This is a genomic window from Actinomadura sp. KC06, assembly GCF_004348735.1.
Lineage (GTDB): Bacteria > Actinomycetota > Actinomycetes > Streptosporangiales > Streptosporangiaceae > Spirillospora.
This window is the reverse complement of the sequence record NZ_SMKT01000019.1, coordinates 47,305-72,755: the sequence shown is the minus strand read 5'-3', so window position 1 is coordinate 72,755 and position 25,451 is coordinate 47,305. Positions and strand designations below refer to the sequence as shown.

At 72.9% G+C, this 25,451-nt stretch carries 25 protein-coding genes; 16 read left to right on the top strand and 9 right to left on the bottom strand.

Annotation, left to right across the window (positions count from 1 at the left end; genetic code table 11):
* A partial coding sequence (locus tag E1287_RS09505) for an NACHT domain-containing protein (protein WP_165968939.1) occupies positions 1–1,179 on the bottom strand: 1,179 nt, incomplete at its 3' end.
* Between the two features lie 206 nt (positions 1,180–1,385).
* On the opposite strand from E1287_RS09505, the gene E1287_RS45495 reads away from it, so the two are divergent.
* Together E1287_RS45495 and E1287_RS09495 are read left to right on the top strand one after the other, a co-directional pair.
* A complete protein-coding gene (locus E1287_RS45495) occupies positions 1,386–1,559 on the top strand; it encodes a hypothetical protein (protein WP_243718772.1) in 174 nt (57 codons plus the stop codon).
* 164 nt (positions 1,560–1,723) lie between these two features.
* Positions 1,724–2,191, top strand: coding sequence for a hypothetical protein (locus E1287_RS09495; protein WP_131964489.1), 468 nt, complete (start codon positions 1,724–1,726; stop codon positions 2,189–2,191).
* 26 nt (positions 2,192–2,217) lie between these two features.
* Here E1287_RS09495 and E1287_RS09490 read toward each other — a convergent pair whose 3' ends face one another.
* On the bottom strand, positions 2,218–2,502 hold the full coding sequence (locus E1287_RS09490) for a hypothetical protein (protein ID WP_131964488.1): 285 nt from the start codon (positions 2,500–2,502) through the stop codon (positions 2,218–2,220).
* Between the two features lie 255 nt (positions 2,503–2,757).
* Between E1287_RS09490 and E1287_RS09485 the strand changes: the two genes are divergently transcribed.
* From E1287_RS09485 to E1287_RS09470, 4 genes are read left to right on the top strand one after another with little or no spacing between them, the layout of a single operon-like run.
* Positions 2,758–3,195, top strand: a complete 438-nt coding sequence (locus E1287_RS09485; protein ID WP_207934106.1) for a helix-turn-helix domain-containing protein — start codon at positions 2,758–2,760, stop codon at positions 3,193–3,195.
* Positions 3,188–3,556: a DUF4180 domain-containing protein gene (locus tag E1287_RS09480; protein ID WP_131964487.1), complete on the top strand. Its 369-nt coding sequence runs from the start codon at positions 3,188–3,190 to the stop codon at positions 3,554–3,556. The genes E1287_RS09485 and E1287_RS09480 overlap by 8 nt, the downstream gene beginning before the upstream one ends.
* Before the next feature lie 47 nt (positions 3,557–3,603).
* On the top strand, positions 3,604–4,569 hold the full coding sequence (locus E1287_RS09475; protein ID WP_131964486.1) for an ATP-binding cassette domain-containing protein: 966 nt from the start codon (positions 3,604–3,606) through the stop codon (positions 4,567–4,569).
* Complete coding sequence (locus tag E1287_RS09470; RefSeq protein WP_131964485.1) at positions 4,566–5,351, top strand: ABC transporter permease; 786 nt, start codon at positions 4,566–4,568, stop codon at positions 5,349–5,351. Before E1287_RS09475 ends, E1287_RS09470 begins: the two co-directional genes overlap by 4 nt.
* On the opposite strand, the gene E1287_RS09465 is transcribed toward E1287_RS09470, so the two are convergent.
* From E1287_RS09465 to E1287_RS09450, 4 genes are all read right to left on the bottom strand, one after another.
* Positions 5,329–8,526 carry a BTAD domain-containing putative transcriptional regulator gene (locus E1287_RS09465; RefSeq protein WP_131964484.1) on the bottom strand — a complete coding sequence of 1,066 codons (3,198 nt, stop codon included), beginning with the start codon at positions 8,524–8,526 and terminating at the stop codon, positions 5,329–5,331. The genes E1287_RS09470 and E1287_RS09465 overlap by 23 nt on opposite strands.
* Positions 8,527–8,565: 39 nt before the next feature.
* Positions 8,566–9,402: an HAD-IB family hydrolase gene (locus E1287_RS09460; protein WP_279503876.1), complete on the bottom strand. Its 837-nt coding sequence runs from the start codon at positions 9,400–9,402 to the stop codon at positions 8,566–8,568.
* 108 nt (positions 9,403–9,510) lie between these two features.
* A complete protein-coding gene (locus E1287_RS09455) occupies positions 9,511–9,699 on the bottom strand; it encodes a hypothetical protein (protein ID WP_131964482.1) in 189 nt (62 codons plus the stop codon).
* Between the two features lie 121 nt (positions 9,700–9,820).
* Entirely contained in the window at positions 9,821–10,525 is a 705-nt protein-coding gene (locus tag E1287_RS09450; protein ID WP_131964481.1) for a sigma-70 family RNA polymerase sigma factor, read from the bottom strand.
* A gap of 247 nt (positions 10,526–10,772) precedes the next feature.
* Here E1287_RS09450 and E1287_RS09445 point away from each other — a divergent pair, with 247 nt between their 5' ends.
* The 8 genes from E1287_RS09445 to E1287_RS09410 all read left to right on the top strand — a co-directional run bounded on the left by E1287_RS09445 (position 10,773) and on the right by E1287_RS09410 (position 19,455).
* Positions 10,773–12,143: an antibiotic biosynthesis monooxygenase gene (locus tag E1287_RS09445; RefSeq protein WP_131964480.1), complete on the top strand. Its 1,371-nt coding sequence runs from the start codon at positions 10,773–10,775 to the stop codon at positions 12,141–12,143.
* Between the two features lie 5 nt (positions 12,144–12,148).
* Complete coding sequence (locus tag E1287_RS09440; RefSeq protein ID WP_131964479.1) at positions 12,149–12,403, top strand: glutaredoxin family protein; 255 nt, start codon at positions 12,149–12,151, stop codon at positions 12,401–12,403.
* Between the two features lie 299 nt (positions 12,404–12,702).
* Positions 12,703–13,443, top strand: coding sequence for a redox-sensing transcriptional repressor Rex (locus E1287_RS09435; RefSeq protein WP_131964478.1), 741 nt, complete (start codon positions 12,703–12,705; stop codon positions 13,441–13,443).
* A gap of 28 nt (positions 13,444–13,471) precedes the next feature.
* Positions 13,472–15,010: a glutamyl-tRNA reductase gene (locus tag E1287_RS09430; RefSeq protein ID WP_131964477.1), complete on the top strand. Its 1,539-nt coding sequence runs from the start codon at positions 13,472–13,474 to the stop codon at positions 15,008–15,010.
* Complete coding sequence (hemC, locus tag E1287_RS09425; RefSeq protein ID WP_131964476.1) at positions 15,007–15,954, top strand: hydroxymethylbilane synthase; 948 nt, start codon at positions 15,007–15,009, stop codon at positions 15,952–15,954. Before E1287_RS09430 ends, hemC begins: the two co-directional genes overlap by 4 nt.
* Positions 15,955–16,025: 71 nt before the next feature.
* The gene (locus tag E1287_RS09420) at positions 16,026–17,609 is read left to right on the top strand and encodes a bifunctional uroporphyrinogen-III C-methyltransferase/uroporphyrinogen-III synthase (protein WP_279503873.1); all 1,584 of its coding nucleotides are present in this window, start codon (positions 16,026–16,028) and stop codon (positions 17,607–17,609) included.
* Between the two features lie 40 nt (positions 17,610–17,649).
* On the top strand, positions 17,650–18,633 hold the full coding sequence (hemB, locus tag E1287_RS09415; protein ID WP_131964475.1) for a porphobilinogen synthase: 984 nt from the start codon (positions 17,650–17,652) through the stop codon (positions 18,631–18,633).
* 207 nt (positions 18,634–18,840) lie between these two features.
* Entirely contained in the window at positions 18,841–19,455 is a 615-nt protein-coding gene (locus E1287_RS09410) for a bifunctional DNA primase/polymerase (RefSeq protein ID WP_243718770.1), read from the top strand.
* On the opposite strand, the gene E1287_RS09405 is transcribed toward E1287_RS09410, so the two are convergent.
* On the bottom strand, positions 19,456–21,174 hold the full coding sequence (locus tag E1287_RS09405; protein ID WP_131964473.1) for a serine/threonine-protein kinase: 1,719 nt from the start codon (positions 21,172–21,174) through the stop codon (positions 19,456–19,458).
* 158 nt (positions 21,175–21,332) lie between these two features.
* On the opposite strand from E1287_RS09405, the gene hemL reads away from it, so the two are divergent.
* On the top strand, positions 21,333–22,631 hold the full coding sequence (hemL, locus tag E1287_RS09400; RefSeq protein WP_131964472.1) for a glutamate-1-semialdehyde 2,1-aminomutase: 1,299 nt from the start codon (positions 21,333–21,335) through the stop codon (positions 22,629–22,631).
* Here the strand turns inward: hemL and E1287_RS09395 are convergent.
* Both E1287_RS09395 and E1287_RS09390 read right to left on the bottom strand, forming a co-directional pair.
* Positions 22,628–23,494, bottom strand: a complete 867-nt coding sequence (locus E1287_RS09395; RefSeq protein WP_165968938.1) for a dihydrodipicolinate synthase family protein — start codon at positions 23,492–23,494, stop codon at positions 22,628–22,630. The genes hemL and E1287_RS09395 overlap by 4 nt on opposite strands.
* A 5-nt stretch (positions 23,495–23,499) precedes the next feature.
* Positions 23,500–24,429 (bottom strand): EamA family transporter, encoded by a 930-nt coding sequence (locus tag E1287_RS09390; protein ID WP_131964470.1) that lies wholly within the window; start codon positions 24,427–24,429, stop codon positions 23,500–23,502.
* 73 nt (positions 24,430–24,502) lie between these two features.
* On the opposite strand from E1287_RS09390, the gene E1287_RS09385 reads away from it, so the two are divergent.
* A complete protein-coding gene (locus tag E1287_RS09385; protein ID WP_131964469.1) occupies positions 24,503–25,429 on the top strand; it encodes a LysR family transcriptional regulator in 927 nt (308 codons plus the stop codon).
* Positions 25,430–25,451: the final 22 nt, after the last annotated feature.

The window sequence follows — 25,451 nt, the reverse complement described above, 5'->3', positions numbered from 1 at the left end:
GTCGGCGCCGGGTTCGGTGTAGACGGTGCGGACCAGCCACAGTCCCAGCGGGGTGGTGGTGAGGTCGGCCAGCGCCGCCGCGGGCCGCCGGGCCTGGCCTGGCCGGGTCTGGCCTGGCCGGGTCTGGTCGGCGGGGGGTGTGGCGCGTAGCGCGGTCAGGGTGTGCTGCCAGGCCGGTCCGGGGGAGGGCGGCAGGCAGCGGGTGAGGTAGTCGGCGGCGGCCGCGGGTGTCAGCGGGAGTGGTTCCAGCACCGCAGCGGAGGTGATCACATCCCCGGCGGCACTGATCGCAGCGGTGAACTCGGTGGTGCGGCTGGTGAGGATGAGCTGGTCGTCGCCGCCCAGGGAGCGGTTCAGCGCGGTGATCACCGCGGTCTGGACGGGTGGGGGCAACTCGTCCAGCCCGTCCAGGACCGGCAGGATGTGCCCTCGCCAGGCCAGCGCGCTTGCCACCTGGGCGCCCAGCTCGGGTGCGCGCAGCGCCGGATAATCGCTGGTGAGGCGGTCGGCGATCCAGTCCTGCAGGCGGGGGTGGCGCCGGGTGTCCCAGCCGGCCACCGGCAGCAGCACCGGCACCGGCTCGCCGGGATGATGGTCACGGTCGGCCAGCAGGTGCAGCAGCAGCTGCATCGCCAGGGTGGTCTTGCCGGTGCCCGGTCCGCCCAGGATCACCAGCCGGCGACGCCGGGTGCGGCGGAACCGATCGGCCAGCGCGCCGATGTCAGCGCTGGAGGCCGTCCACCACAACCGCGCCGGCTCACCCGCAGGCCCGCCGGGCGGTGCGGCGGACGGGTCGATGTTGATGGCATGGTCCATCACCTCGGCCGCGTCCGGGGTCCGCCACCGCACTGGGATCGGGTCGGGGTCAGCCAACGACCGCAGCCGCTCCTCCTGCTGCCATTGCTGTTTCACCAGATCGGCGAGCAGCTTCTTGGCCTGCGCCAGGATGTCCTCGGTCGGTGCGGCGGCGCCGAGCCGGCCGGAGCGCCGCCAAGCCCACCGCACAGTCCCGACCACCAACACGCCGGCGCCCAGCAGCCCACCGCTGATCCAGCTGATCCGCTCCAGCCGCTCATCCAGCTTCCCACCGGCCAGAAACGCCCACACCACCAACGCGACGACCGCAGCCACCACCGCCAGGACCGCCAGCCATGTCCACCAACCCTTAGCCTTTCCCACGATCGCCATCGTGCCGCCGATGCCCCCGCCGCGCTGGACAAGGTCAACAATCACCCCATCCCGGCACACCCGAACCCACCAGGCAGGCAGCCCGAATTGGGGGAGGGCACGTCACTGGGGAGCAGATAGTCGCCCCTGAGCGACCAACACGCTACAAAGCGAACGTTCCAAACCGCCCACCTGCGGGTGGCCAGGAAGGCGCTGTAGTGGCGGACGATGTCTTCGTCGAAGACTGCGGCGTAGCTGCGGGTGGTCTGGAGGTTGAGGTGGCCGAGCAGCGCCGCGCCGATGTGGATGGGCAGGTCGCTGTTGACCAGTTCGGTGGCGAAGATGTGCCTTCCGCCCCGCAGTCGCCGTGTTCGATTTTCGGTGTGTGGTGATTGATCTCAGGTGTTGGCGGGACGAGTGCTGGTAACTCGGATGGTGGGGTGTGTTGTGATTTCTGGCGCGCGCTGTGACGAAGGGTCGCATCGGCGGCTGGTGTCTGCGGCGGTGCCTCGAAATTGAGTGTGGATAGCTGTGCGCGGTCAGAGATCATGGTCTGGTGTCTGACGTGCTGTGGGAGGACGTTCGCCAGGGGTTTGAGCCGGACGGCTCGCTGCTGGATGCGTATGTCTTCGATACGACGGTTGCCGACTGGCAGGCTTTCGTTGATCTTGTCCGTTCGAAGGGCTGGTGGTTCGCCTATTCGGAGGACGGGCAGGCCAAGCGCCTGCCCGAGCGCGTCGAGGTTGTGCTGGCCCGCAGAACCGAGATGGCGGTGTTGCTGCAGATCAGGCCAATCCCGGAAGTACTGATCAACGCCCATTTCTTCACCGAGGAGGAGATCGAGGTCGATTTCGACCCTCGGGAGCTTCAGGGCCAGGAGCAGCTCAACGTGGTCTGCACGTTCCTTCGGGCGGTCGGCCGGAGCTTGGGCAAGCCGATGGTCCTCACTCCTGAGAACGGCCCCGCGCATCCATTGATCGGATACGACCCCGACGCTGATCGAGTCTTGTCGCTGGGATCCTGAGATGTGCGGGCTGCCGCAGGGTGGCCTCAGCTGCATGGACCGAAAGTGGCTCGGGCCGGGAGCCGGCGTACTGGCTCACCTGGGTTGGCGTGCCGGCGAAGCTGGAGGATCTCCTCGTGCTGGGCAGCGAGGCGTGAGAGGGCTTCGCTGCGGAAGTCGGTGAGGTCTTCGATGGCTTGGTCACGCTGGTCCAGGCGCTTCTTCAGGACGGCGATCTCGGCTTTGAGGCGAGTGATCTTGGCGTCGCGAGGGTCGGGGGTGTCGCCGGTCTGGCGGAGGGCGGCCAGCCGGGTTTCGAACTCTTCGCGCAAGTGGGCGTAGGGGCGGTTGCCGTAGAAGGCAGTGCGGTCCTAGTCGGCTTGCAGGCGGGTGCGTTCGGTGCGGCGGGTGGGGCCGAGTTCAACGAGGATGGCCCTGGTCTTGTCGGCGTGGTCGGCCCAGGGGGCCGGTGGCAGGGGTGGTGTGGCTTGCGGGCAGCGAGCGGAGTCACACACGACACCCCGGCATGCTTTCACGGTGGCGCCATAGGTACGTATCACTCCCTATATGTCCTAATATAGGGAACGATGGCGGAGAAAATGTACTCGGTGGAGGAGGTTGCCGACCTCCTCGGCCTTCACGTGCGCACCGTGCGCGGCTACATCCGCACCGGACGGCTGAAGGCCGTGCGGATCGGTAAGCAGTACCGGATCGCGCCCGGCGACCTGGAGGCGCTGACCGGGCGGCCACCGGCACGGCCCGCGTCCGGCGCGCCGGTCGAGGTGTCGAGCATCGTGCAGGTGGACGGCGTCGACCGGGTCGCGGCCGACCGGTTGAGCACGCTCGTGCTGGCCGGGGTGAACGCGGGCGGTTCCGGCGATCAGTTGCGGGTGCAGGCCGTCCATGACGAGGAGCGGAGCCGGATGAAGATCGTGATATTGGGTGGCGCCGCAGCGACCGCCGACGTGCTGCGCCTGATCGACGCCGTCATCGGCGGCGAGAACGGGCTGATCGACCATGGCTGACGTGCTGGAGGAGCGGGCGGGGGTCCAGGTGCTCTTGTGCGACCCGAACGGGCCGCCCATCGCCACTGAGCAGGACGCGCTCGACCTGATCGGTGCGGCGTTCGCCGGTGCGGAGGTGGTGGCCGTGCCCGCGAGCCGCCTGGACGAGCGCTTCTTCGCGCTGGGCACCCGCTTCGCGGGCGATGTCATGCAGAAGTTCGTCAACTACCGGCTGCGGTTGGCGATCGTCGGCGACATCTCCCGGCATGTGGAGGCCAGTTCGGCGCTGCGTGCCCTCGTCCAGGAGTCGAACTCGTCCGGTCACGTGTGGTTCGTCCCTGATCTGGATGCGCTCGACGCCCGCCTCCGCGCCGTCGCCTGAAACCGGGGTGAAAGTGGCCTGAAGCCGGGGCCGTGCAGGGTGCGGGCATGAACAGAGAACCGGCGCAGACGGCCATTCAGGCGATCGGTCTGCGGAAGGCGTTCGGGGAGAAGGCCGTCCTCGACGGGATAGACCTCGACGTTCCGCGCGGGACGGTCTTCTCGCTGCTGGGTCCGAATGGGGCGGGGAAGACGACGGCCGTCCGGATCCTGTCCACGCTGATCCCCGCGGACGGCGGCGACGTGCGGGTCGCGGGACGCGATCTGGCCGAGGACCCCGACGGCGTCCGCGAGGCGATCGGGGTGACCGGGCAGTATTCGGCGGTGGACGGCCTGCTCACCGGCCGCGAGAACCTGATCCTGATGGCGGACCTGCACCACCTCGGCAAGGCCGCCGGGCGCCGGGCCGCGGACGAGCTGCTGGAGCGGTTCGACCTGGTGGACGCGGCGAACACGATGGTCGCCACCTACTCGGGCGGGATGCGGCGGCGGCTGGACCTCGCGATGACGCTGATCGGCACCCCGCGGATCATCTTCCTGGACGAGCCGACCACCGGCCTCGACCCGCGCAGCCGGCGCACGATGTGGGAGATCATCCGCGGCCTGGCCAGGAACGGCGTGACGATCTTCCTGACCACGCAGTACCTGGAGGAGGCCGACCAGCTCGCCGACAAGATCGCGGTGCTGGACGGCGGGCGGCTGGTGGCCGAGGGCACCTCGGACGAGCTGAAGCGGCTGGTCTCCGGCGGGCACGTCCGGCTCCGGTTCCACGATCTCGCGGCGCTGGACGCGGCGGCGCGGGCGCTCGGCGCGGTGACGCGGGACGACGACGCGCTGGCCCTGCAGGTGCCGAGCGACGGCGGCGTCCGGTCGCTGCGCTCGCTGCTCGGCCGGCTGGAGGACGAGTCGATCGAGGTCGGCGAGCTGTCCGTCCACACCCCCGACCTGGACGACGTGTTCCTCGCGCTCACCGGGCGCCCCCAGCCGCAGCGGAACGAGGTGACCTCCGTATGAGCACGCTCTCGCACGCGGCGGCGGACTCAGCGACGATGCTGCGCCGCAACCTGCGGCACGCGCTGCGCTACCCGTCCCTGTCGGTCGGCATGATGATGATGCCGATCCTCATCATGCTGCTGTTCGTCGGCGTCTTCGGGAACGCGCTCGGCGAGGGCGTCGGCGGCCCGGCGAAGGGCGACTACATCAACTATGTCGCGCCGGGGATCATCCTGATGGCGATCGCGTCCGGGTGCCTGACGACGTCGGTGTCGGTGTCCCTCGACATGACCGAGGGCATCGTCGACAGGTTCCGGACGATGGCGATCGCGCGGGTGTCGCTGCTGACCGGGCACGTGGTCGGCAGCATGATCCAGACGGTGATCAGCACGGCCGCGGTGATCGGGGTCGCGGTCGCGCTGGGCTTCCGGACGCACGGCGGCGTCCTGGACTGGCTCGCCGCGATCGGCCTGCTGGTGCTGCTCACGTTCGCGCTGACCTGGGTGGCGGTCGCGCTGGGGCTGCTGGCGAAGAACCCGGAGGGCGCGAGCAACTCGCCGCTGATCATCCAGTTCATGCCGTTCCTCGGCAGCGCGATCGTCCCGCCGGAGTCGATGCCGGCCGGGGTGCGGTGGTTCGCGGAGTACCAGCCGTTCACCCCGATCATCGAGACGGTCCGCGGCCTGCTGGTCACCTCGCCGAGCGGGAAGGACGCGGCGGTCTCGCTCGCCTGGTGCGCGGGGCTCGCGGTCGGCGGCTACGTCTACGCGAAGTTCCTGTTCAACCGGAAGGCACCCCGCTAGCCCCGCCAGCCGCGAGGTCGCGGGCGAGTTTGCGCACCTCGTCGCGCAGGGCCGCGCCGTCCAGGCCGGCGTACTCCGACACCGCGGCGGAGTGCGCCGGCGCGTCGGCGTCCTCGGCCTCGCGGCGCGCGGCCGAAGAGGACATGGTCGGCTGGAACGACCGGACATGGTGCAGCCGCTCCGCCAGCGCGATCGTCCGCGCGGCCCGGGCCCGGACGTCCGGCGGCGCCGCATCGCCCCGGCGCGCGAGGTCGGCGACGGCCAGAGCGAGGAGGATGCCGCCGCAGAACGGCAGGTCCATGAAGAAGGACGGCATCGTGTCCTGTGGCAGCGCGAGCAGGTCGGACAGCTTGGCGGGCAGCCCGGCCGCGATGTCCTCGACGAGGTCGAGCCGCCCGTGCCGCGCGTGGGCGACGACGGTGGCGCAGTGGGCCTCCAGCGTCCACGGGTCGAGGCCGGGAGCGGTCATGGGGTCGTCGGCGTCCGCCAGCCGCTCGACCGCCTGCCGCCAGAGCCGCAGGCCCGCGCCGGCGTCGCCGCGCACGAGGGCGAGTTCCGCGCGGGCGCCGAGGTTGAACGCGGCGACGCCGGACGTCTCGTCCGGACCGGACACGAGCGCCTGGTCGAGCCACCGTTCCGCCCGGTCGTACTCGCCGGTGCTCGCGTGGGCGGCGGCGAGCGCCCACAGCAGCCCGAAGTTGTCGGGCCATCCGTGCCGCTGGACCAGGTCGAGCGACACGTGGAGGTGGTGCACGGCCCGTTCGCCCTGGTCGAGCTGCATCAGCAGCTCACCGAGCCGCGAGTGGACGAACAGGCTGAGCCACGGGGTGTAGGCGTCGCCGGTCATCGCCAGCATCGTCTCGGTGACCGCGAGCGCCCCTTTCAGGTCGCCGCCCCGTTCCCGGACGTAGCCCGCGACGCAGTTCGCGATGGCGGCGAGCGCCGGCTCGTCGCTCGCGCACATCCGGTCGAGGAACTCCGCGCCGCCGTCCGGGTCGAGGAGCTCCGGCCCGGACGCCGTCAGGAACGCCAGCGCCCGGGCGACGCTGGTCGGCGGGACGGACGGCAGCCGGCGCAGCGCGACGAGGGTGCGCGTCGCCCGCGGGCCCTTCAGCATGGACGAGGTCAGGACGCTGAGCGCGAGGGCCGTCCGGGTCGTGTCGGCGTCGTCCGGCCCGGGACGGAAGCGGCTCAGCAGCCCGGCGGTCTCCTCGGTCAGGACGATCATCCTGCTGTAGGCGGACTCCAGCGTCCACAGGCCGCTGAGGACGGCGGCGACCGCCGCGACCGCCGGGCCGTCGTCCCGGGCGAGCCCGTGGCGCAGCGCCCGCAGCAGGTTGTCCTGCTCGACCCGGACGCGCGCCAGCGGGCCGAACGGCTCGGCCCCGAACAGCGCCTCGTGGTGCGCGGCCCCGAACTCCCGGGCCCAGGCGAGCAACCCGCCGACCGCCCGCTCAGTCTCGCCCGCCGCCTCGCGGTGCGCCGCGCTGAACTCCCGGACGCTCTCCAGCATCCGGAACCGCGTCCCGGCCTCTCCCTCGGTCATTTCGAGGAGCGACTGGCCGACGAGGTCTTCCAGGATTTCCAGGGCGTCACCGTCGAGGAGGACGCGCGCGGCGTCCGCGGTGAAACCGGCGGGGAACACCGACAGCGACCGCATCGCGGCCCGCCTGGACGGGTCCAGCAGGGCCCAGCTCCAGTCGACGACGGCGTGCATGGTCCGGTGCCTGGACGGCGCGTCCCGCACGTTGCCGCGCAGGAGCGCGAACCGGTCGTTCAAGCCGCGGGCGATCTCGGGCACCGACATGACGCGGACGCGCGCCGCCGCCAGCTCCACGGCGAGCGGCAGCCCGTCCAGGTGGCGGCACAGCTCCTCGGCCGCGTGCGCGGGGACGTCGGCGTTCGGCCGCGCGGCGCGCGCCCGCTGCCGGAACAGCTCGACGGCCGTCGGCAGGTCGAGCGCGGGCAGCGGGTACACCGACTCCGACGACAGGCCGAGCGGCGCGCGGCCCGTGGTGAGGACGCGCAGGTCACGCGTCCGCGACACCAGCGCGCCGACCAGGCCGGCGACGCCGTCCACGACGTGCTCGCAGTTGTCCAAGACGAGCAGCACCGGGCCGGGACCGAGCGCCTCCACGATCCCGCCGATCCGGTCGGCCGCCCCGCCGAGGCCGCGCGGCGCGGCCGCCGAGCGCAGGTCGCTGACCCCGAGCACGGACGCCACCTCGGCCGCCACGTCCTCGTCCCGCGCGACACCGGCGAGCGGGACGAAATGCACGGCCCGCTGCGGGGCGCCGCGCGCCACGGTGTTCGCGAGCCGGGTCTTGCCGAGCCCGCCCGTCCCCACGATCGAGGTGACGCGGGACGTGCGCAGCAGCCCGAGCACGGCGGCGATGTCGCCGTCGCGGCCGAGCAGCGGGTTCGGCTCGTGCGCGACGCCGCGCCGGTCGGCCGGGGCCTCGTCCCGCAGCAGCTCCTGCTGGACGGCCCGCAGCGCGTCCCCCGGATCGGTGCCGAGCTCGTCGCGCAGGGAGCGCCGGTAGGACTCGAACCGGACCAGCGCGGCGGACGGCCCCGCGGTCGCCGCCTCGCAGCGCAGCAGCCCGGCGAGGACCTCCTCGTCCCGGGGATACTCGCGGGCCACGGCGGTCAGCGCGTCGAACGCCTCCGCGTGCCGGTCGAGCCGTGCCAGGGCGAGCGCGCGGGCGCGGGCGAGCGTCCAGTACGTCGGGACCCTGCCCGCGCGCAGCACGGACAAGGGATGGTCGTCGCCGTCCGGCTCCGGGGGAGCGTCCCACAGCGCGAGGCCCTGCTCGGCGTGGGCGAGCGCGGCCGCGTGGTCGCCGGCGCGGGAGCTGCGGGCGCTCGCGGACGCGGCGAGCAGCACGGCCGACGCGTCGACCTCGTCCTCGCGCAGGCCGAGCCGGTATCCGGCCGGGGTGCTTGCGATGACGTCCGCACCGAGCTGCGACCGGGCCCGCGACACCAGGACCTGGAGTGCCTTGGCGGGGTTCTCGGGACGTCCGTCCGGCCAGAGCCCCGCCACGAGGCGCGCGATGGACGCGCCCGCGCGCGGTTCCTCGGCCAGCAGCGCGAGGAGGCCGCGCATCCGGGGGCTCGTGACGTCCCGCCCGCGGCAGGACACCCGCGTCAGCAACGTCAGCTCGACGGTCACGGGGACAGGCTAATCCCGGCACCTTCCCGGATGGGCAGGTCAGTTCGCGCGGTAGTGGCGGCGCAGCGCGATCCCGGCCGCGACCCCGCCCGCGAGCGCGCCCGCCCCGGCCGCCGCGGGCAGCGCGATCATCGTCACCCTGCGGCCGGTGCGGAAGTCGTGGATCGGCCACCCGTTCTCCTTCGCGTGCTCGCGCAGCTCCGCGTCGGGGTTCACGGCGTGCGGGTGGCCGACGGCCGTCAGCATCGGCAGGTCGTTGATCGAGTCGCTGTAGGCGGCGCAGCGCGCCAGGTCGAGGCCCTCCCGGTGCGCGAGGGCGCGGACGGCCTCCGCCTTCGCGGGGCCGTGCAGCAGGTTCCCGACGAGCCGTCCGGTGTAGACGCCGTCGCGGGTCTCGGCGACGGTGCCGAGCGCGCCGGTGAGGCCGAGGCGGTGTGCGATCGTCCGGGCGACCTCGACGGGCGTGGCGGTGACGAGCCAGACCTGCTGGCCCGCGTCGAGATGCTGGAGGGCGAGGGTGCGGGTGCCGTGCCAGATCCGGTCGGCCATCACCTCGTCGTAGATCTCCTCGCTGAGCTTGACGATCCCGGCGACCTTCTGCCCGGCGACGAACGCGAGCGCGGCCTCCTTGGCGCTGCCGATGTGCTCGGAGTTCTCGGTGCCGCGCACCCGGAAGGTGGCCTGCCCCCACGCGAACATGGCGAGGTCGCGCATGGTGAACAGCTTGCGCGCGGCGAGCCCGCGCGCGAAGTAGTAGATGGACGCGCCGCGCATCATCGTGTTGTCGACGTCGAAGAACGCCGCCGCGGCGGGATCGGGCTCGGGCAGCGGCTCGTGCTCCGCCGCTGCCGCCGCGGCGGCCTCTCCGGCACTCACATGGTCTTCGTCCTTGCCCCGCTGCCAGAAAGGGAGCTGCCAGAACGAGCCCCGCCGAAGCGGGCCCTGCCGAAACGACCGCTGCCGTATCTGCCGCATGGGCCGACTCTAGTCAACCGCCTCCTTGTGGCCGCCGTCTCGCCCGTGATTGCGACGGCCGTCACTCCGGTCGCCCGCGGCCGCGACGAGCCGCTCGCGCAGCACGGCACGGAACCGCGGGTCGGGCCCCGCCTCGCTGGCCCGCAGGCGGGCAAGCGCGTTCCCTTGTTCGATGATCTTCCCTCGCCTGGTTCTCACTGGCTCTCCTTCTGGAGTCCAGGCGTAAACGCTCTCCTGACCGCACAAACGATCGGGCGGCGCGGAGGGTTACGGCCGCACCGCGAATAGACGATCAATTCAATAGAGCGAGGCGCGGGGGTCAGTGGCGCAGGTCGTCCGGGAGCATGCGGCCGAGCGACCGGACGGCCCGGTACTGCAGCGCCTTGATCGCACCCGTCTTCTTGCCCATGACCAGCGCCGTCTCGGCGACCGACAGGCCGTGCAGGAACCGCAGGACGATGCATTCCTGCTGCTCCGACCCCAGCCGCCGGACGGCCTCCAGCAGCGTCCGGTTGGTCATCGAGTCCAGGACGGCCCGCTCGGGCCCCTCCTGGTGCCGGTCCGGCTCGACGAGCTCGGCGGTGCAGACCTCCAGCCGGTAGCGGCTGGACTTGAAGTGGTCGGCGACCAGGTTCCGGGCGATCGTGACCAGCCAGGCCCCGAAGTCCTTGCCCTGCCAGTGGAAGTCGCAGATCCGGCGCAGTGCTCGCAGGAACGTCTCGCTGGTGAGGTCCTCGGTGAGCGAGTGCGTCCCGACCCGGTAGTAGACGTAGCGGTAGACCAGCTCGACGTAGTGGTCGTAGAGGGAGCCGAACGCCTCGGCGTCGCCGTCCCGCGCCCGCAGCACGAGCGCCTTGAGGATCTCCGCGCGTCCGGAGTCCTGCTCGGCGGTGCGGTCGGCGGCGTCCCGTCCGGGAATGGTCCGGTCGGTGCCGCGGAGGCCGGCGGTGCCCAGCGGGCCGAAGCCTCCTCGTGGGGGCCGGGGCCGCGGGAGGACCCCGGCATCGAGGGACAAGCTGCTCATGCAGTTCTCCTCGGGGCTTACGCGACCTCCGGCGTGATTTGCCACTCTAGATACCGCCAGGTACCAGAGGCAATGCCGCATGCGACCCCCAAATGGCGTACCTCGGCCACTGGCGATGACATGCCACTTGACGTATGCGCACTGGCCGGCGGGCGTAGGCGCGCACGCCACCCGCGCGTGCCGCATGGGTGCGTTCACCTGGAGGCGGTTACCCCTCCGGGGCCGCCATCGGGCACCATGGGGCGCGATGGTCGATGCTCTTCTCGCGCTGGTGGCGACCCTTGGTGCCTTAGTGGCCACGGGGTTGCTGATCTCGCGCGCCAACAAGGACCGGCTGCTCTACCTCATCGCCTGGACGTTCACGCAGGTGGGGCTGTCGCTGGCGCTGCTGTGCATGACCGTCGGATTCCTGGCCGGGTTCAACGGCGTGCTGTTCCGCGTCGCGGAGCTCGGCGCGGCGCTCATCGGGCCGATCTGGCTCGCGCTCGGCATGATCGAGCTGATCGCGCGGTACGTGCAGGTGCGGTTCGCCGGCTGGCTGTTCGCGATCTCCTACACGGTCGTCGCGACCGTCATCCTCGTCCTGGACCCGCTCAAGGGCGAGCTGTCCAAGAAGCTGCCGAAGCCGGGCTCCACGTACGACGCGCTGCCGCTGCTGCTGATCGACGGCGCGCACGTCGTCGCGGTACTCGCGCTCGCGGCGTGCACGGGCGTCACCGCGTGGCTGGCGAGCAAGCGCGACCAGGAGGCCGCCGAGCTGCTGATCCCGGTCGCGCTGGTCGCCCTCGCGGGCGTGCTGGTGGTCAGCGGCACCCGCGGGTTCCTGCCCGCGCCGCTCGCGGTGATCGCGCTCGGCGGCGCGGCCGGGCTCGTCTGGTACGGCGCGATGCGCACGATCCCGGTGTACGAGGACGAGGAAGGCTACGAGGGGTACGAGGGGTACGAGGGCTACGAGGGCAGGGACGAGTACGGCGACGGGTACAGGGACGAGCCCGCGACCGGCTACGAGGAGCAGGGCTACGCGGGTGCGCGGCACGAGCCCGTCTCGGCGCCGACGCCCCCGGCCCAGGACCCGAGGCGGGGAGAGCTCCGGTTCCCCGCCCCCGTCCCGGCGGCCCCGATCGACGACTTCCGGTTCCGGGACAATCCGGCCGGGCCCACCGCCGTCGACGGCGTCGGCTCCGCTGCCGGTGCCGCGGGCATCGGTGCCGCGGGCATCGGCGGCGCGCTCGTCCCCGAGCAGGCGCGTCCCGCCGGGGCGCCGCAGGCCGGGCTGAGCCGGCTGGCCGACGCGTGCGGCCAGATCACCGTCTACACGCTCCTGGACGGCCGCGAGGACGCCTTCGACCGGCTCGCCACCGACCTCGTCAAGGCGGCGCTGGCCGCCGAGCCCGACACGGTGATCTTCGCCTGCCACGAGGTGGTCGGCGCCCCCACGCAGCGGATCTTCTACCAGCTCTTCCGGGACGAGGCGGCGTTCGCCGCGCACCGGCAGCAGCCGCATCTGCAGCGGTTCCTGGCCGAGTCCCGCACGCATGTACTGGCGACCAACGTGATCGAGCTGCGGCTCGGCCCGGCCAAGGTGCCGCTGCCGGCGCCGGAGTTCCCCGGACGGTGACGGCGATGGCCGGCGTCACGATCACGCTGCTCGGCAAGCCCGGCTGCCACCTGTGCGACGACGCCCGCGCGGTGATCGAACGTGTCGCCCGCGAGCTGGACGTCCCCTGGGAAGAGCGCGACATCACGAAATCGGAGCGGGACACCGAGCAGTACTGGGAGCAGATCCCCGTCACGTTGATCAACGGCGTCCAGCACGACTTCTGGCGCGTCGACGAGGACCGCCTCCGCGCGGCGATCGGCGCGCTGCGCGGCTCCTGACCCGGCCCGGGGTGTCTGGTCGGTCACATCCGGCCCGCGTCCGGCGCGCGTCCGGGATGTGCGCCCCGCTCTGGAAGTCCCTGCTGGATAGAGCTTCACGGCCGTACCCGTCCGTACCGCCGGTGGGGCTACGGAGGGGGGCGACTTTGTGCGCGTATTCACAAAGGCTTACCCTGGTGGACGGCCCCGAGGCGGTCAGGCCGCGGCCGTGAGGCCGTCTCCCGGCCGCGCGAGCCGGGGCACGGGGGTCTCGCGGCCCCCGTCCGAGCGTCCTTCCCAGCGAGCCCGAAGAGCAGGCCGTGACACCTCGACAGAACCGCCAACGCGACCGCGCAGGACGCGGCATCCCCGAAGCCACCGTGGCGCGGCTTCCGGTGTACCTGCGGGCCCTCACCGGGCTGCAGGAGCGCGGCGTCGCGACCGTGTCGTCGGAGGAGCTCGCCGCGGCGGCCGGGGTCAACTCGGCCAAGCTCCGGAAGGATCTTTCCCACCTGGGCTCGTATGGCACGCGCGGCGTGGGGTACGAGGTCGAGTACCTCGTCTACCAGATCTCCCGGGAACTCGGGCTGACGCAGGACTGGGTCGTGGCGATCATCGGTGTGGGTAACCTGGGCCGTGCGTTGGCCGGCTACGGCGGTTTCGCGTCCCGCGGGTTCCGCGTGGCGGGCCTGCTCGACGCGGACGACTCCATCGTCGGCCAGGAGATCGCCGGCATGACGGTGCAGCACATCGACCGGCTGGAGGACATCATCGCGGGCCACGGCGTCTCCATCGCCGTCATCGCGACCCCCGCGGGAGCGGCCCAGGGGGTCTGCGATCGCGTCGTGGCGGCGGGCGTGACGAGCGTCCTGAACTTCGCGCCGGTCGTGCTCTCGGTGCCCGACGGCGTCGACGTGCGCAAGGTCGACCTGTCCATCGAACTGCAGATCCTCGCGTTCCACGAGCAGCGCAAGGCCGGCGGACCGGACGGCCCCGCCGCCCTGCCCGGCGGCGACGCGCCGCCCGGCACCAAGCAGTACGTGGAGACGGTCGAAGCATGAGGCCAGCGGGAGAGTCGGGAGGCAGGGCGTGAGCGTTCTGGTCGTGGGGCTCAGTCACCGGAGCGCTCCAGTCGCGGTGCTGGAGCGGGCTGCGGTGGCCGGGGACGACCTGGTGAAGCTGCTGCACGCCGTGCACGGCTCGGCGCACGTGGCCGAGGCCGCGATCGTCTCGACGTGCAACCGGGTCGAGATCTACACGGTGGTCGACAAGTTCCACGGCGGCGTCTCGGCGGTCTCCGAGCGTCTCGCGCAGCAGTCCGGCGTCCCGCTGGACGAGCTGTCGCGGCACCTCTACGTCCACTACGAGGAGCGGGCCGTCCAGCACGTGTTCGCGGTGGCGTGCGGGCTGGAGTCGATGGTCGTCGGCGAGGGGCAGATCCTCGGGCAGATCAGGCAGGCGTTCCGCGTCGCGCACGAGGAAGGCACGCTCGGCCGCGAGCTGCACGACGTCCTGCAGCAGTCGCTGCGGGTCGGCAAGCGCGCCCACCATGAGACGGGCATCGACAGGGCGGGCGCCTCGCTGGTCAGCGTCGGGCTGGACGTCGCCGCCCGGCATCTCGGCCCGCTGGACGGCGCCCGCGCGCTGGTCGTCGGCGCCGGGTCGATGAGCTCGCTCGCCGCGGCGACGCTGAGCCGCGCCGGGGCGCGCGAGATCGTGGTCGCGAACCGCACCCACGAGCGGGCGGTGCGGCTGGCCGAGTCGCTGGACACGCCGTCCCGCGCGATCGAGCTGCCGGCGGTCGACTCCGCGGCCGCCGCGGCCGACCTGGTGGTGTCCTGCACGGGGGCGACCGGGCTGGTGCTGACGGCGGAGCGGTTGCAGGCGCAGGGCGTCGGCTCCGACGGGCGGAACCGGTTCTTCCTCGATCTGGCGCTGCCGCACGACGTCGAGCGGTCCGTCCGCGACCTGCCGGGCGTCGGCCTGGCCGGGCTGGACGACCTGCGGACGGCCGAGGAGGCCGCGCACGCCATCGGCCCGAAGGCGGTCGAGGCCGTCCGGCGCATCGTCTGCGACGAGGTGGAGGCGTTCCTCAGCGCCGCCCGCGCCGCCGCCGTCGCCCCGACGGTCGTCGCGCTGCGCAGCAAGGCGGCCGACGTCGTCGAGGCCGAGCTGGCCCGGCTGGCCGGACGGGTGCCCGGGATCGACGACCGGGCCCGCAAGGAGATCGAGCAGACCGTCCGGCGCGTGGTGGACAAGCTGCTCCACGCGCCGACCGTCCGGGTCAAGGAGCTGGCGTCGGCGCCGGGCGGCGACTCCTACGCCGACGCGCTGCGCGAGCTGTTCGACCTCGACCCGAAGGCCCCGGAGGCGGTGGCCCGCGCCGACATGCGCGACACCGAAGTGCGCAAGGGCGAGGAAGGCGCGCGGACGGCCTCCGCCCGTACGGTGGACCCGGAATGCGCTGAGGCCGACTGCGTGAGCACCATGCCCGCGATGGACGGGCCGAGCGCGCGGGAACCGAGTGACCACGGGCTGAGCGCGGAGACGGTGAACGCGCAGGCCGCGAACGTCCGGGCGGTGAGCGCCCGCGACACCGTGGCGGGGCGCGGAGGAGACGAGAGATGAACGGGGAAGCAGGCGGGGGAGCGGCCGGGGAGCCCGGCCGGCGTCCGCTGCGGCTCGGCACCCGCAAGAGCCTGATGGCGACGACCCAGTCGCGGCAGGTCGCGGACGCGCTGACGCGGGCGACCGGGCATGCCGTGGAGCTGGTGGGGGTAACCACGGAGGGTGATGTCTCCAAGGCCCTGCTCGCCCAGATCGGCGGGACGGGGGTCTTCGTCAACGCCCTCCGCGACAAGATCCTGTCCGGCGAGGTGGACTTCGCCGTGCACTCGCTGAAGGACCTGCCGACGTCCGCGACGCCGGGGATCGCCATCGCCGCCACCCCGCACCGCGACGACCCCCGCGACGCGCTGTGCGGCCCGGCGAAGCTCGCCGACCTGCCGCGCGGGGCGCGCATCGGCACCGGCTCGCCGCGCCGGGTGGCGCAGCTGCGCGCGATGCGGCCCGATCTGGAGATCGTCCCGATCCGCGGCAACGCCGACACCCGGCTTCGCAAGGTCACCGACGGCGAGCTGGACGCCGTCGTCCTCGCCCATGCGGGCCTGAAGCGGATCGGCCGCCTGGACGCGGTCGCCGAGGTCTTCGACCCCAGCCAGATGCTGCCCGCGCCCGGGCAGGGCGCGCTCGCGCTCGAATGCCGAGCCGACCGGCCCGGCCTCCGGGAGATCCTTGGAACGGTCGATGACGCCGCGACCAGGCGGGCCGTCACCGCCGAGCGGACCGTCCTCGCCGTGCTGGAGGCGGGTTGCTCCGCGCCCGTGGGGACGTACGCTGCCGAAGTAGATGAAAAGCTCCATCTGACGGCGACCGTCGTGGCGTACGACGGGACCCGGCAGGTGCGGCTGTCCGCAAGCGGCCACCCGGACGACGCGGAACGGCTGGGACGCGATCTCGCGGACCGGCTGCTCGCGCAGGGGGCCGACCAGTTGATGGGGGAGCGCGATTGAGCCCCGCCGCGAAGAGCACCACCGCAGAGACCACGCCGGGCGCACCGGCCGAGGGCGCGGCCGAGGAGGCCGTGCCGATCGAGGACGGCGCGCCGGCCCGGGAGGCCGGGCCGGGCGGCGTCGTGATCGTCGGGATGGGACCGGGCGACCCGGGCCTGCTGACGCTCCGTGCCGCCGCCGAGCTTGAGCGCGCCGACACGGTCGTCGTGAGCCGGGCGCACTGCCCGGCGGAGATCCTGTCCCACTGCCGTCCGGACGCCGAGATCATCGACTCGGCGGACGGCGACCCCGTCACGATGGCCGCTCGGGCCGCGAAGGCCGGGCGCCGCGTCGTGCGGCTGCTGCAGGGCGACCCGGGGCTGGCGTGCGATCTTGCCGCCGAGGGCGGCGCGCTGGCCAAGGCCGGGGTCGCGTTCGAGGTCGTTCCAGGTGTGTCCGCCGTGACGGGCGTGCCCGGCTACGCGGGCATCCCGCTGACCGACGCCAAGCACCGCGAGGTCAGGGTCATCGACGCGGCCGAGGGCGGCGTCGACTGGGAGCGCTTCTCCGACCCCGACGCGACCCTCGTGATCATCGGGGCGGAGACCGCGGTCGCGGAGGTCTGCAAGGGCCTCGTCGCCGCCGGACGCCCCGACTCCACCCCGGCCGCGATGACGAGCCTCGGCACGACCACCGAGCAGGAGACGGTCGTGTCGACGCTGCAGAAGCTGGCGTCCGACGCCAAGGGCATGGAGGCGCCCGCGCTGATCGTCGTCGGGGACGTGGTCGGCTGGCGCGACGAGCTGTCCTGGTTCGAGACGAAGCCGCTGTTCGGGTGGCGCGTCCTGGTGCCGCGGACGAAGGAGCAGGCCGCGTCGCTGTCGGAGCAGCTGCGCGGGTACGGGGCCGTCCCGGACGAGGTCCCGACGATCTCCGTCGAGCCGCCGCGCACCCCGCAGCAGATGGAGCGGGCCGTCAAGGGCCTCGTCACCGGACGGTACGAGTGGGTGGTGTTCACCTCCACCAACGCGGTCAAGGCCGTCCGGGAGAAGTTCACCGACTACGGTCTCGACGCCCGCGCGTTCGCCGGGCTGAAGGTCGCCGCCGTCGGCGAGCAGACCGCCGCCGCGCTCGTCGAGTTCGGCATCCAGCCCGATCTGGTGCCGTCCGGCGAGCAGTCGGGCGAGGGCCTGGCGCGCGAGTGGCCGCCCTACGACGAGGACCTCGACCCGATCAACCGGGTGCTGCTGCCGCGCGCCGACATCGCCACGGACGTGCTCATCGCCCGGCTGACGGAGCTCGGCTGGGAGTGCGAGGACGTGACCGCCTACCGGACGGTCCGCGCCGCCCCGCCGCCCGAGCCGATCCGCAACGCGATCAAGGGCGGCGGGTTCGACGCCGTGCTGTTCACCTCGTCGTCCACGGTGAAGAACCTGATCGGGATCGCCGGCAAGCCGCACAAGGTGACGGTGATCGCGGTGATCGGCCCGCAGACGGCGAAGACGGCCGAGGAGTACGGGCTGCGCGTCGACGTCATGGCGGACAAACCGTCGGTCTCCGCCCTCGCGGACGCCCTCGCCGAGTACGGTGCGAGATGGCGGACGTCCCGGGCCGAGGCGGGGGAGCCGCCCCGCAAGCCCAGCCAGATGCGCCGCGGCGCCAGGCGCCGCAAATGACGCGATCGCGGTAGCGCCTCACCTCACGGGGAGAAGGATCATGTCTGCTCAGTTTCCGGTGGCGCGGCCGCGCCGGCTGCGCCGCACGCCCGCGCTGCGCCGGATGACGGCCGAGACGCGGCTCAGCCCCGCCGACCTGGTGCTGCCGATGTTCGTCAAGGAGGGCATCGACGAGCCGCAGCCGGTCACGTCCATGCCGGGGGTCGTCCAGCACACCCGCGACAGCCTCCGCAAGGCCGCGCACGAGGCGGTCGAGGCCGGCGTCGGCGGGCTCATCCTGTTCGGCATCCCGGCGGTCAAGGACGGCGCCGGCTCCGCCGCCGACGACCCGGACGGGATCGTCCAGCACGCCCTGCGCGACCTGAACTCCGATCTCGGCGACTCGACCGTGATCATGACGGACCTGTGCCTGGACGAGTACACCGACCACGGGCACTGCGGCATCGTCACCGCGTCCGGCGAGATCGACAACGACGCGACACTGGAGCGGTACGCGTCCATCGCGGTCGCGCAGGCCGAGGCGGGCACGGGGGTGGTCGGCCCGAGCGGCATGATGGACGGCCAGGTCGCCGCGATCCGCGCGGCGCTCGACACGGCGGGCCACCCCGACATCCCGATCATGGCGTACTCGGTGAAGTACGCGTCGGCGTACTACGGCCCGTTCCGCGAGGCCGCCGAGTGCGCGCCCCAGTTCGGCGACCGCTCCGCCCACCAGCAGGACCCGGCGAACGCCGACGAGGCGCTCCGCGAGGTGCTCCTCGACCTGGACGAGGGCGCCGACATGGTCATGGTGAAGCCCGCCGGGGCCTACCTCGACATCGTCCGCCGCGTCCGCGACACCGTGGACGTCCCCGTCGCCGCCTACCAGGTGAGCGGCGAGTACGCGATGATCGAGGCCGCCGCCGAGAAGGGCTGGATCGACCGCGACCGCACGATCCTGGAGTCGCTGCTCTCCATCCGCCGCGCCGGCGCCGACATCGTCCTCACCTACTGGGCCAAGGAAGTCGCCCGCCGGCTGGCCTGAATGGTCGGTCTGAGAGGTTGGCCCGGGGTCCCGCCGTCCTGGGACGCCTCATAGTTACTTAGGGTCGTTTTCCGGGGGTTGCCGTGCCCGGGCTTTCGGGCGCCGGGCATCATCGGTGACCAGGAACCCACGTTCGACCTTGGGGTATTGGGGGCGGAGATGCTGGCGGTCTCGGGGAACAGGCGGCTGAAAGCGGCACGTGACCGGATGTCCTCGGCGGCGCGGGAGTACGCCGCCCTCGGCTGGCCCAGCTTTCCCGGCGCCCATCCCCCGAACTCCGCCGACCGCAAGGGCGGTGACAGAGCGTGTTCGTGCGACCGGATCGGCTGTCCCGACCCGGGCGCGCATCCGGTGTCGGCGGCCTGGGCGCACCAGGCCAGCGTGGACGCCGCCGTCATCGGGCGCTGGTGGGCCGAACGCCCGCAGGCCAACATCATCCTGCCGACCGGCCGCGTCTTCGACGTGTTCGACGTCCCCGCCGCCGCGGGCACCCTCGCGCTCGACCGGATCTCCCGCGACGGCCTGCCCGTCGGGCCGGTCGCGTCGGTCGGCGGCGACCGGAGCCTGTTCTTCGTCGCGACCCGCGGCGCACCCGTCGACGAGGACGAATGGTGGTCCTGCCACCTCGACTGCTCCCCGGAGGACGTCGCGGAGACGCCCGGCATGCGGTGGCACTGCCGCGACAGCTACGTGGTGGCGCCGCCGTCCGTCCTGCCGTCCGGGCGGGAGGTCAGCTGGCTGCGGCCGCCGTCCAGCGACCCGCTGCCCGACCCGCTGCGGCTCCTCGAAGTGCTCTCCGACAGCTGCGACCTCGCGGGCTAGTCAGCCCGACTGGGGCGCCTGGATGGCGGGCTTGCGGCCCCACTTGGTGAAGGAGCCGCGCATGGTCTGGTTGCGGCCCTTCTCCGGCCCGGCGCGGACCCAGAACTTGACCGGACGGTGGCCCGCGTCGAGCTTGATGGCGAACGCGATCCGCTGGACGCCGGTCGCTTCGGCCATCCGCGCGTACATGGGCCCGAGCTCGGGGACCTGCGCCAGCGCCGCCGCCGGCGCCTCGCCCTCGTAGATCGCGCCGGACTTGGTGAGCTTCGTGGACGACCGCAGCAGCGCCGTCAGGTTCGCGACCGAACTGCCCTGGCGCACCTGGTCGGCCGCCGCCGGGTAGCCGCGCCCGCTCAGCGGCGACGAACGCCACTTCTTGCCGACGCGCACGTAGAACCGGTCCTCGACGATGACGGCGCGGACCGGCTTGCGGGCCGAGCCCGCCCCCGAGAGCGTCAGCGAGTACGACGGCAGCGCGGCGGACGCCTGCCCGCCCGGCGCCAGGCCGACAGTTCCCTTGCCCCCGGCGGGGAAGCCGCAGCAGCCCGTCTGCCGGTAGCTGAACAGGGCGCCGGGCGCCTGCGCGACGGCCCGGTCGATCCGCGCGACGAGCGCCTTCGCGTCGACGCCCCCGGCCGGCGGCGAAGGCTGCGGGGTGCTGCTCTGCGCCGTCGCCGGCGCGGCGGGCTGCTTCTTGTCGCTGTTCAGCAGCGTCGCGGCGCTCGCCCCGGCGCCCGCGACCACGAGGACGGCGACGGCGGCGAGGACCCAGCGCGTCCGGGTACCTCCGCCGCCCGGCTGCTTGGCCGCGACGACGGGGTTGCGGCCGCTGCTGCGGGCGGGCTTGGGCTTCGGCGGTTCGGGCTGCTGGGCGGCCTGCGCGGCCAGTTCGGTGAGGCGTCCGCGGCCCTGCGCCTCCCAGGACGGCCCGTACGCCGACACGGCCGCCTCCTCCAGCGCCGCGAGGTAGTCGGCGGCGGAGGCGGGGCGCCGGGCCGGGTCCTTCGCAAGGCCCTGGTGGACGAGATCGCGCAGCGGCCCGGGGACCCCCTCGGCCGGGATCGGCGCCTCCCGGTGCTGGCGCGCCATGTTCCGTCCGGCGAAGGGGGGACGCCCGGTGAGGCATTCGTAGAAGACCGCGGTGGCGGCGTAGAGGTCGGTGGCGACGGTGGCGGGCACGCCGTCCCACAGTTCGGGCGCCGCGTACGCCGGGCCGGACTGCGCCTCGGTGCCCGGCGGCGTCGTCGCGAAGTCGGTGAGCCGAGCGTTGCCCTCCGCGTCGATCATGATGTTCGCCGGACGCAGCGCGCCGTGCACGGGCACCCCGTGCTCGCCCGCCGACGCGAGCCCGAGCAGCGTCCCGCCGAGCATGGACAGGGCGGCGAGCGGCCCGGCGGGGCCCTGCGCGGCGAGGACGCGCCGCAGGCTGACGCCCTCCACGCACTGCATCACGATCGCGGCGCCGTCCGAGGTCTCCACGAAGTCGTACAGGTCGACGACGTTCGGGTCCTCGAGCTGGGACAGGCTGCGCGCGGCCGCGCGGAACCGCGTCAGGAACGCCTCGTCGGCGAGCAGCCCGCCGGCGAGGTACTTGATCGCGACCTTCGTCCTGGTCAGGTCGTCGACCGCCAGCACCACCCGGCCCGCGGCGCCGCCACCCAGCTCCCGTTCGTGGGTGAAGCCCGGGACCGTCCAGCCGTTGACCACGGTGTAAGCCATCCCTCCGATACGCCTGTCCCGGTGAGCCGCCCGGGGAGTCCGGCGGCGCCGTGAGACCGCAGGCAGAGACAGGGCGCCATGTCGTACTTGGTGGAATATCGGCCCGTACCCGGCGAGGTCAAGGCAAGTTCCCGAACTGCAACTGAGAGACTGAGTCAATGACAGGTATTGATCGCTCCCAGGACTTGTTCGATCGTGCCTCCCGGGTGGTGCCCGGCGGTGTGAACTCCCCGGTGCGGGCGTTCGGCGCCGTCGGCGGGACGCCCCGGTTCATCGCGTCGGCGCGCGGCCCGTACCTGACCGACGCCGACGGCAACGAGTACGTCGACCTCGTGTGCTCGTGGGGCCCGATGATCCTCGGGCACGCCCACCCGGCCGTGGTCGAGGCGGTGCGGGACGCGGCGGGACGCGGCACGTCCTACGGCGCGCCGACGCCCGGCGAGGTCGAGCTGGCCGAGGAGATCGCGTCCCGGACCCCGGTGGAGAAGGTCCGGCTCGTCAACTCCGGCACCGAGGCGACGATGTCGGCGATCCGGCTCGCGCGGGGCTTCACCGGACGCACCAAGATCGTGAAGTTCGCGGGCTGCTACCACGGGCACGTCGACGCGCTGCTCGCCGCGGCCGGGTCCGGCGTCGCCACGTTCGGCCTGCCCGACACCCCCGGCGTGACCGGCGCGACCACCGGCGACACGCTGATCCTGACCTACAACGACGTCCCGGCCCTGGAGACGGTGTTCGACGAGCACGGCACCGACATCGCCTGCGTCATCACCGAGGCCGTGCCGTGCAACATGGGCGTGGTGCCGCCGCTGCCGGGTTTCAACGCGCTGCTGAAGCGGCTCTGCGAGCGGTACGGCGCGCTGCTGGTGATGGACGAGGTGCTCACCGGGTTCCGCGCGTCGCCGTCCGGGTGGTTCGGGGTCGAGGGCGTGCCGGGCGACCTGATGACGTTCGGGAAGGTGATGGGCGGCGGGCTGCCCGCCGCCGCGTTCGGCGGCCGCGCCGACATCATGGACCAGCTCGCCCCGGCCGGCCCCGTCTACCAGGCGGGGACCCTTTCGGGGAACCCGCTCGCCACCGCCGCCGGGCTCGCCACGCTCCGGCACGCGACCGGCGAGGTGTACGCGGCGGTCGACCGCGCGGCGGAGCTCGTGTCGAAGGCCGCGTCGGAGGAGCTGACGCGGGCGGGCGTCCAGCACTCCATGCAGAACGCCGGGAACCTCTTCTCGATCTTCTTCACCGAGGGGAAGGTCGGCGACTTCGCGGCCGCGCAGCGCCAGGACGCCAAGGCCTACGCCGCGTTCTTCCACGCCGCGCTGGACCGCGGCGTGTACCTGCCGCCGTCGGCGTACGAGGTGTGGTTCCTGTCGGCGGCGCACGACGAGGAGGCGCTCGGACGCGTCCTGGACGCCCTCCCGCACGCCGTCCGAGCCGCGGCCCGGGCGTCGTCCTCCTAGACGGCCCTGAACGCCCTCATCGCCGCGGCGACCGATTCGGGACGCGGCGCGCGCAGCGGAGCGCGCACCGCGGCGTCGTCGATGAGCCCCTCCTCCACCAGGCACGCCTTGAGGACGCCCGGGGACGGTTCGCCGAACAGCGCCTCCGCCATCGGCAGCAGCGCGTTGTGCAGCGCGAGCCCGCGCGGCGCGTTGCCGTCGCGCGCCGCGGCGGCCATCGCGGCGTACGCGGCGGGCGCGAGGCAGGCCGACGCGGCGATTCCCCCGGACGCGCCGAGCTGGAGCATCGGATAGATGTACATGTCGTCCCCGCACAGGATCGGCTTGCCGGAGCCGGCGGCGAGCACGACGAGGGTGTCGTGGTCGACGGCGCCCGCGCAGTGCTTGATGGCGGCGACGCAGTCGAGCGCGAGGATCTCCAGGAGCGTGCCGGCGGAGAGGTGCTTCCCCGTCCGGTACGGGATGTTGTACGGGACGAGCGGCACGTCCACGGCGGCGCCGATGGCCGCGAAGTGGTCGACGACGCCCTCGTCCGACGGGCGCAGGTAGTACGGGACGACGACCAGCAGCGCGTCCGCGAGCGGAGCGCGCTCGCGGGCCTGCCGGATCGAGTCCTCGGTGCCCATCGTCCCGGCGCCGATGGTCAGCGGCGTCCCATGCTCGATCGAGACGGCGCGGCACACCTCCAGGACCGTCCGCTGCTCGGCGGGGCTCAGCATGGCGGCCTCGCCGGTCGTGCCGAGCGCGACCAGGCCGTCCGCGCCGCGGTCCAAGCAGTGGACGGCGAGGCGTTCGAGCGACTTGGCGTCCACCTCGCCGGAGCGGGTGAACGGCGTCACGAGCGACGCGTGGAGTCCGCGCACGGGTCTCACCTCAATTCTGCGGGTTCGGGTTCGGGTTCGGCGGCGGGCGCGATCTCGACGCGGGAGCGCGGGCGGACGCTGCCCGCGGCGACGCCCGCGATGATCAGGGCGGCGGCGGTGAGCCGGACCGCGTCCACGTGCTCGCCGAGCAGCAGGCCCGCCGAGACCAGCCCGAACGGCGGGACGAGCAGCGAGTACATGGCGACCGTGCTGGCCTCGTACCGGCGCATCAGCCATCCCCACACGCCGAATCCGAACAGCGTGGAGATGTAGGCGATGAACGCCATCGAGCCGAGCCCGGCGAGGGACAGGTCGCGCGCCGCGTCCGGCACGGCGCCCGGCCCCTCGAAGATCAGCGAGAGGGCGAGGAGCGGGAGCGGCGGCACCAGCGACACCCACACCATGAAGCCCAGCGGGTCGACCCGCCCGGTGGCCGCCTGGTTCATGCGCCGCATGGCGACGTTCGCCAGCCCCCAGCTCGCCGCCGCGAGGAGGCAGACGAGGAACGCGCCGACCGGGCTGCCGCCCTCGGCCTGGGCCACGCCGAGCAAGGTGACGCCGCCGAACGCGACGGCCATGCCCGCGACCTGCCGGACGCCGAGCCGCTCGCGCAGCAGCAGCCCCGCGAACAGCGCCGTGAAGATCGCCTGGACCTGCAGCACGACCGACGCCAGACCCGCGGGCATGCCCATGTCCATGCCGATGAACAGCAGGCCGAACTGCCCGACGCCGAGCGGCAGGCCGATCAGGATCAGCCAGCGGACCGGAATCGGCGGGCGCCGGACGAAGAACACCGCGGGCACCGCCGCGAGGACGAACCGCAGCGCCGCCATCAGCAGCGGCGAGATGTCGTCGAGCGCCCAGTGGATGGGTACGAAGTTGAAGCCCCACAGCGCGGCGACCAGCGTGGCCAGCAGGACGTGGCGCGATCTCATGCCCCGATCGTGGGCGAGAAACTCGCTTTAGGACAAGCGAGAACTTCTTGACACATCGCTTTAGTATTACTACATGCTTGATTTGGAGCGGCTGCGCGCCCTGCACTCCGTCGCGACGTACGGCTCGGTCAGCGCCGCCGCCGACGTCCTGCACGTGACCACGTCGGCGGTGTCCCAGCAGCTCGCCAAGCTGGAGCGGGAGACCGGCCAGAAGCTCCTCGAACGCAACGGCCGCGGCGTCCGGCTCACCGACGCCGCCGAACTGCTCGTCGCCCACGCCGAGCGGATCCTGTCGCTGGTCGAGCAGGCGCAGGCCGACCTGGAGGCCCACCGCGGCTCCGTCGTCGGGCAGCTCACCGTCGCCTCGTTCCCCACCGCGATCCGCGGGCTGATGCCCGCCGCGCTGCGCGCCCTCCGCGCCGACCACCCCGACCTGCGCGTCCAGCTCCTCGAGGAGGACCCGATGCGCAGCATGCCGCTCGTCTCGCGCGGCGACTTCGACATGGCCGTCGTCCAGGACTGGAACAACGAGCCGCTGCCGATGCCCGAGGGCCTCCACAAGGGCGTCATCTGCGAGGACGTCGCCGACGTGGCGCTCCCGTCCACCCATCCGCTCGCCGGGCGCGACACCATCGACCTCAAGGAGCTGGCCGGCGACCCGTGGATCAGCTCGTCGCCCGACAGCATCTGCTGCGACTGGCTCCTGCGGACGCTCCGCGCCGTCGACAGCGAACCCAGCATCGACCACATGGCCTACGAGTTCGCCACGCAGCTCTCCCTCGTCTCCGCCGGGCTCGGCAACGCGATCCTGCCGCGGCTCGGGCGCTGCGACGTCCCGCCGGGCGTGGCGATCGTCCCGCTGTCGGACCCGCTGTCGCGCCGCGTGTACGCGGTGTGGCGCGAGGAGGCCGCCCGCCGTCCCGCCATCCGCGCCGCTCTCGGCGCCCTGCGCGCGGCCGTCTCGGCCGACGTTCCTGCCGTCTCCGCCATCTCCCACTGACCCCCGCGGGCAAACGCCATGC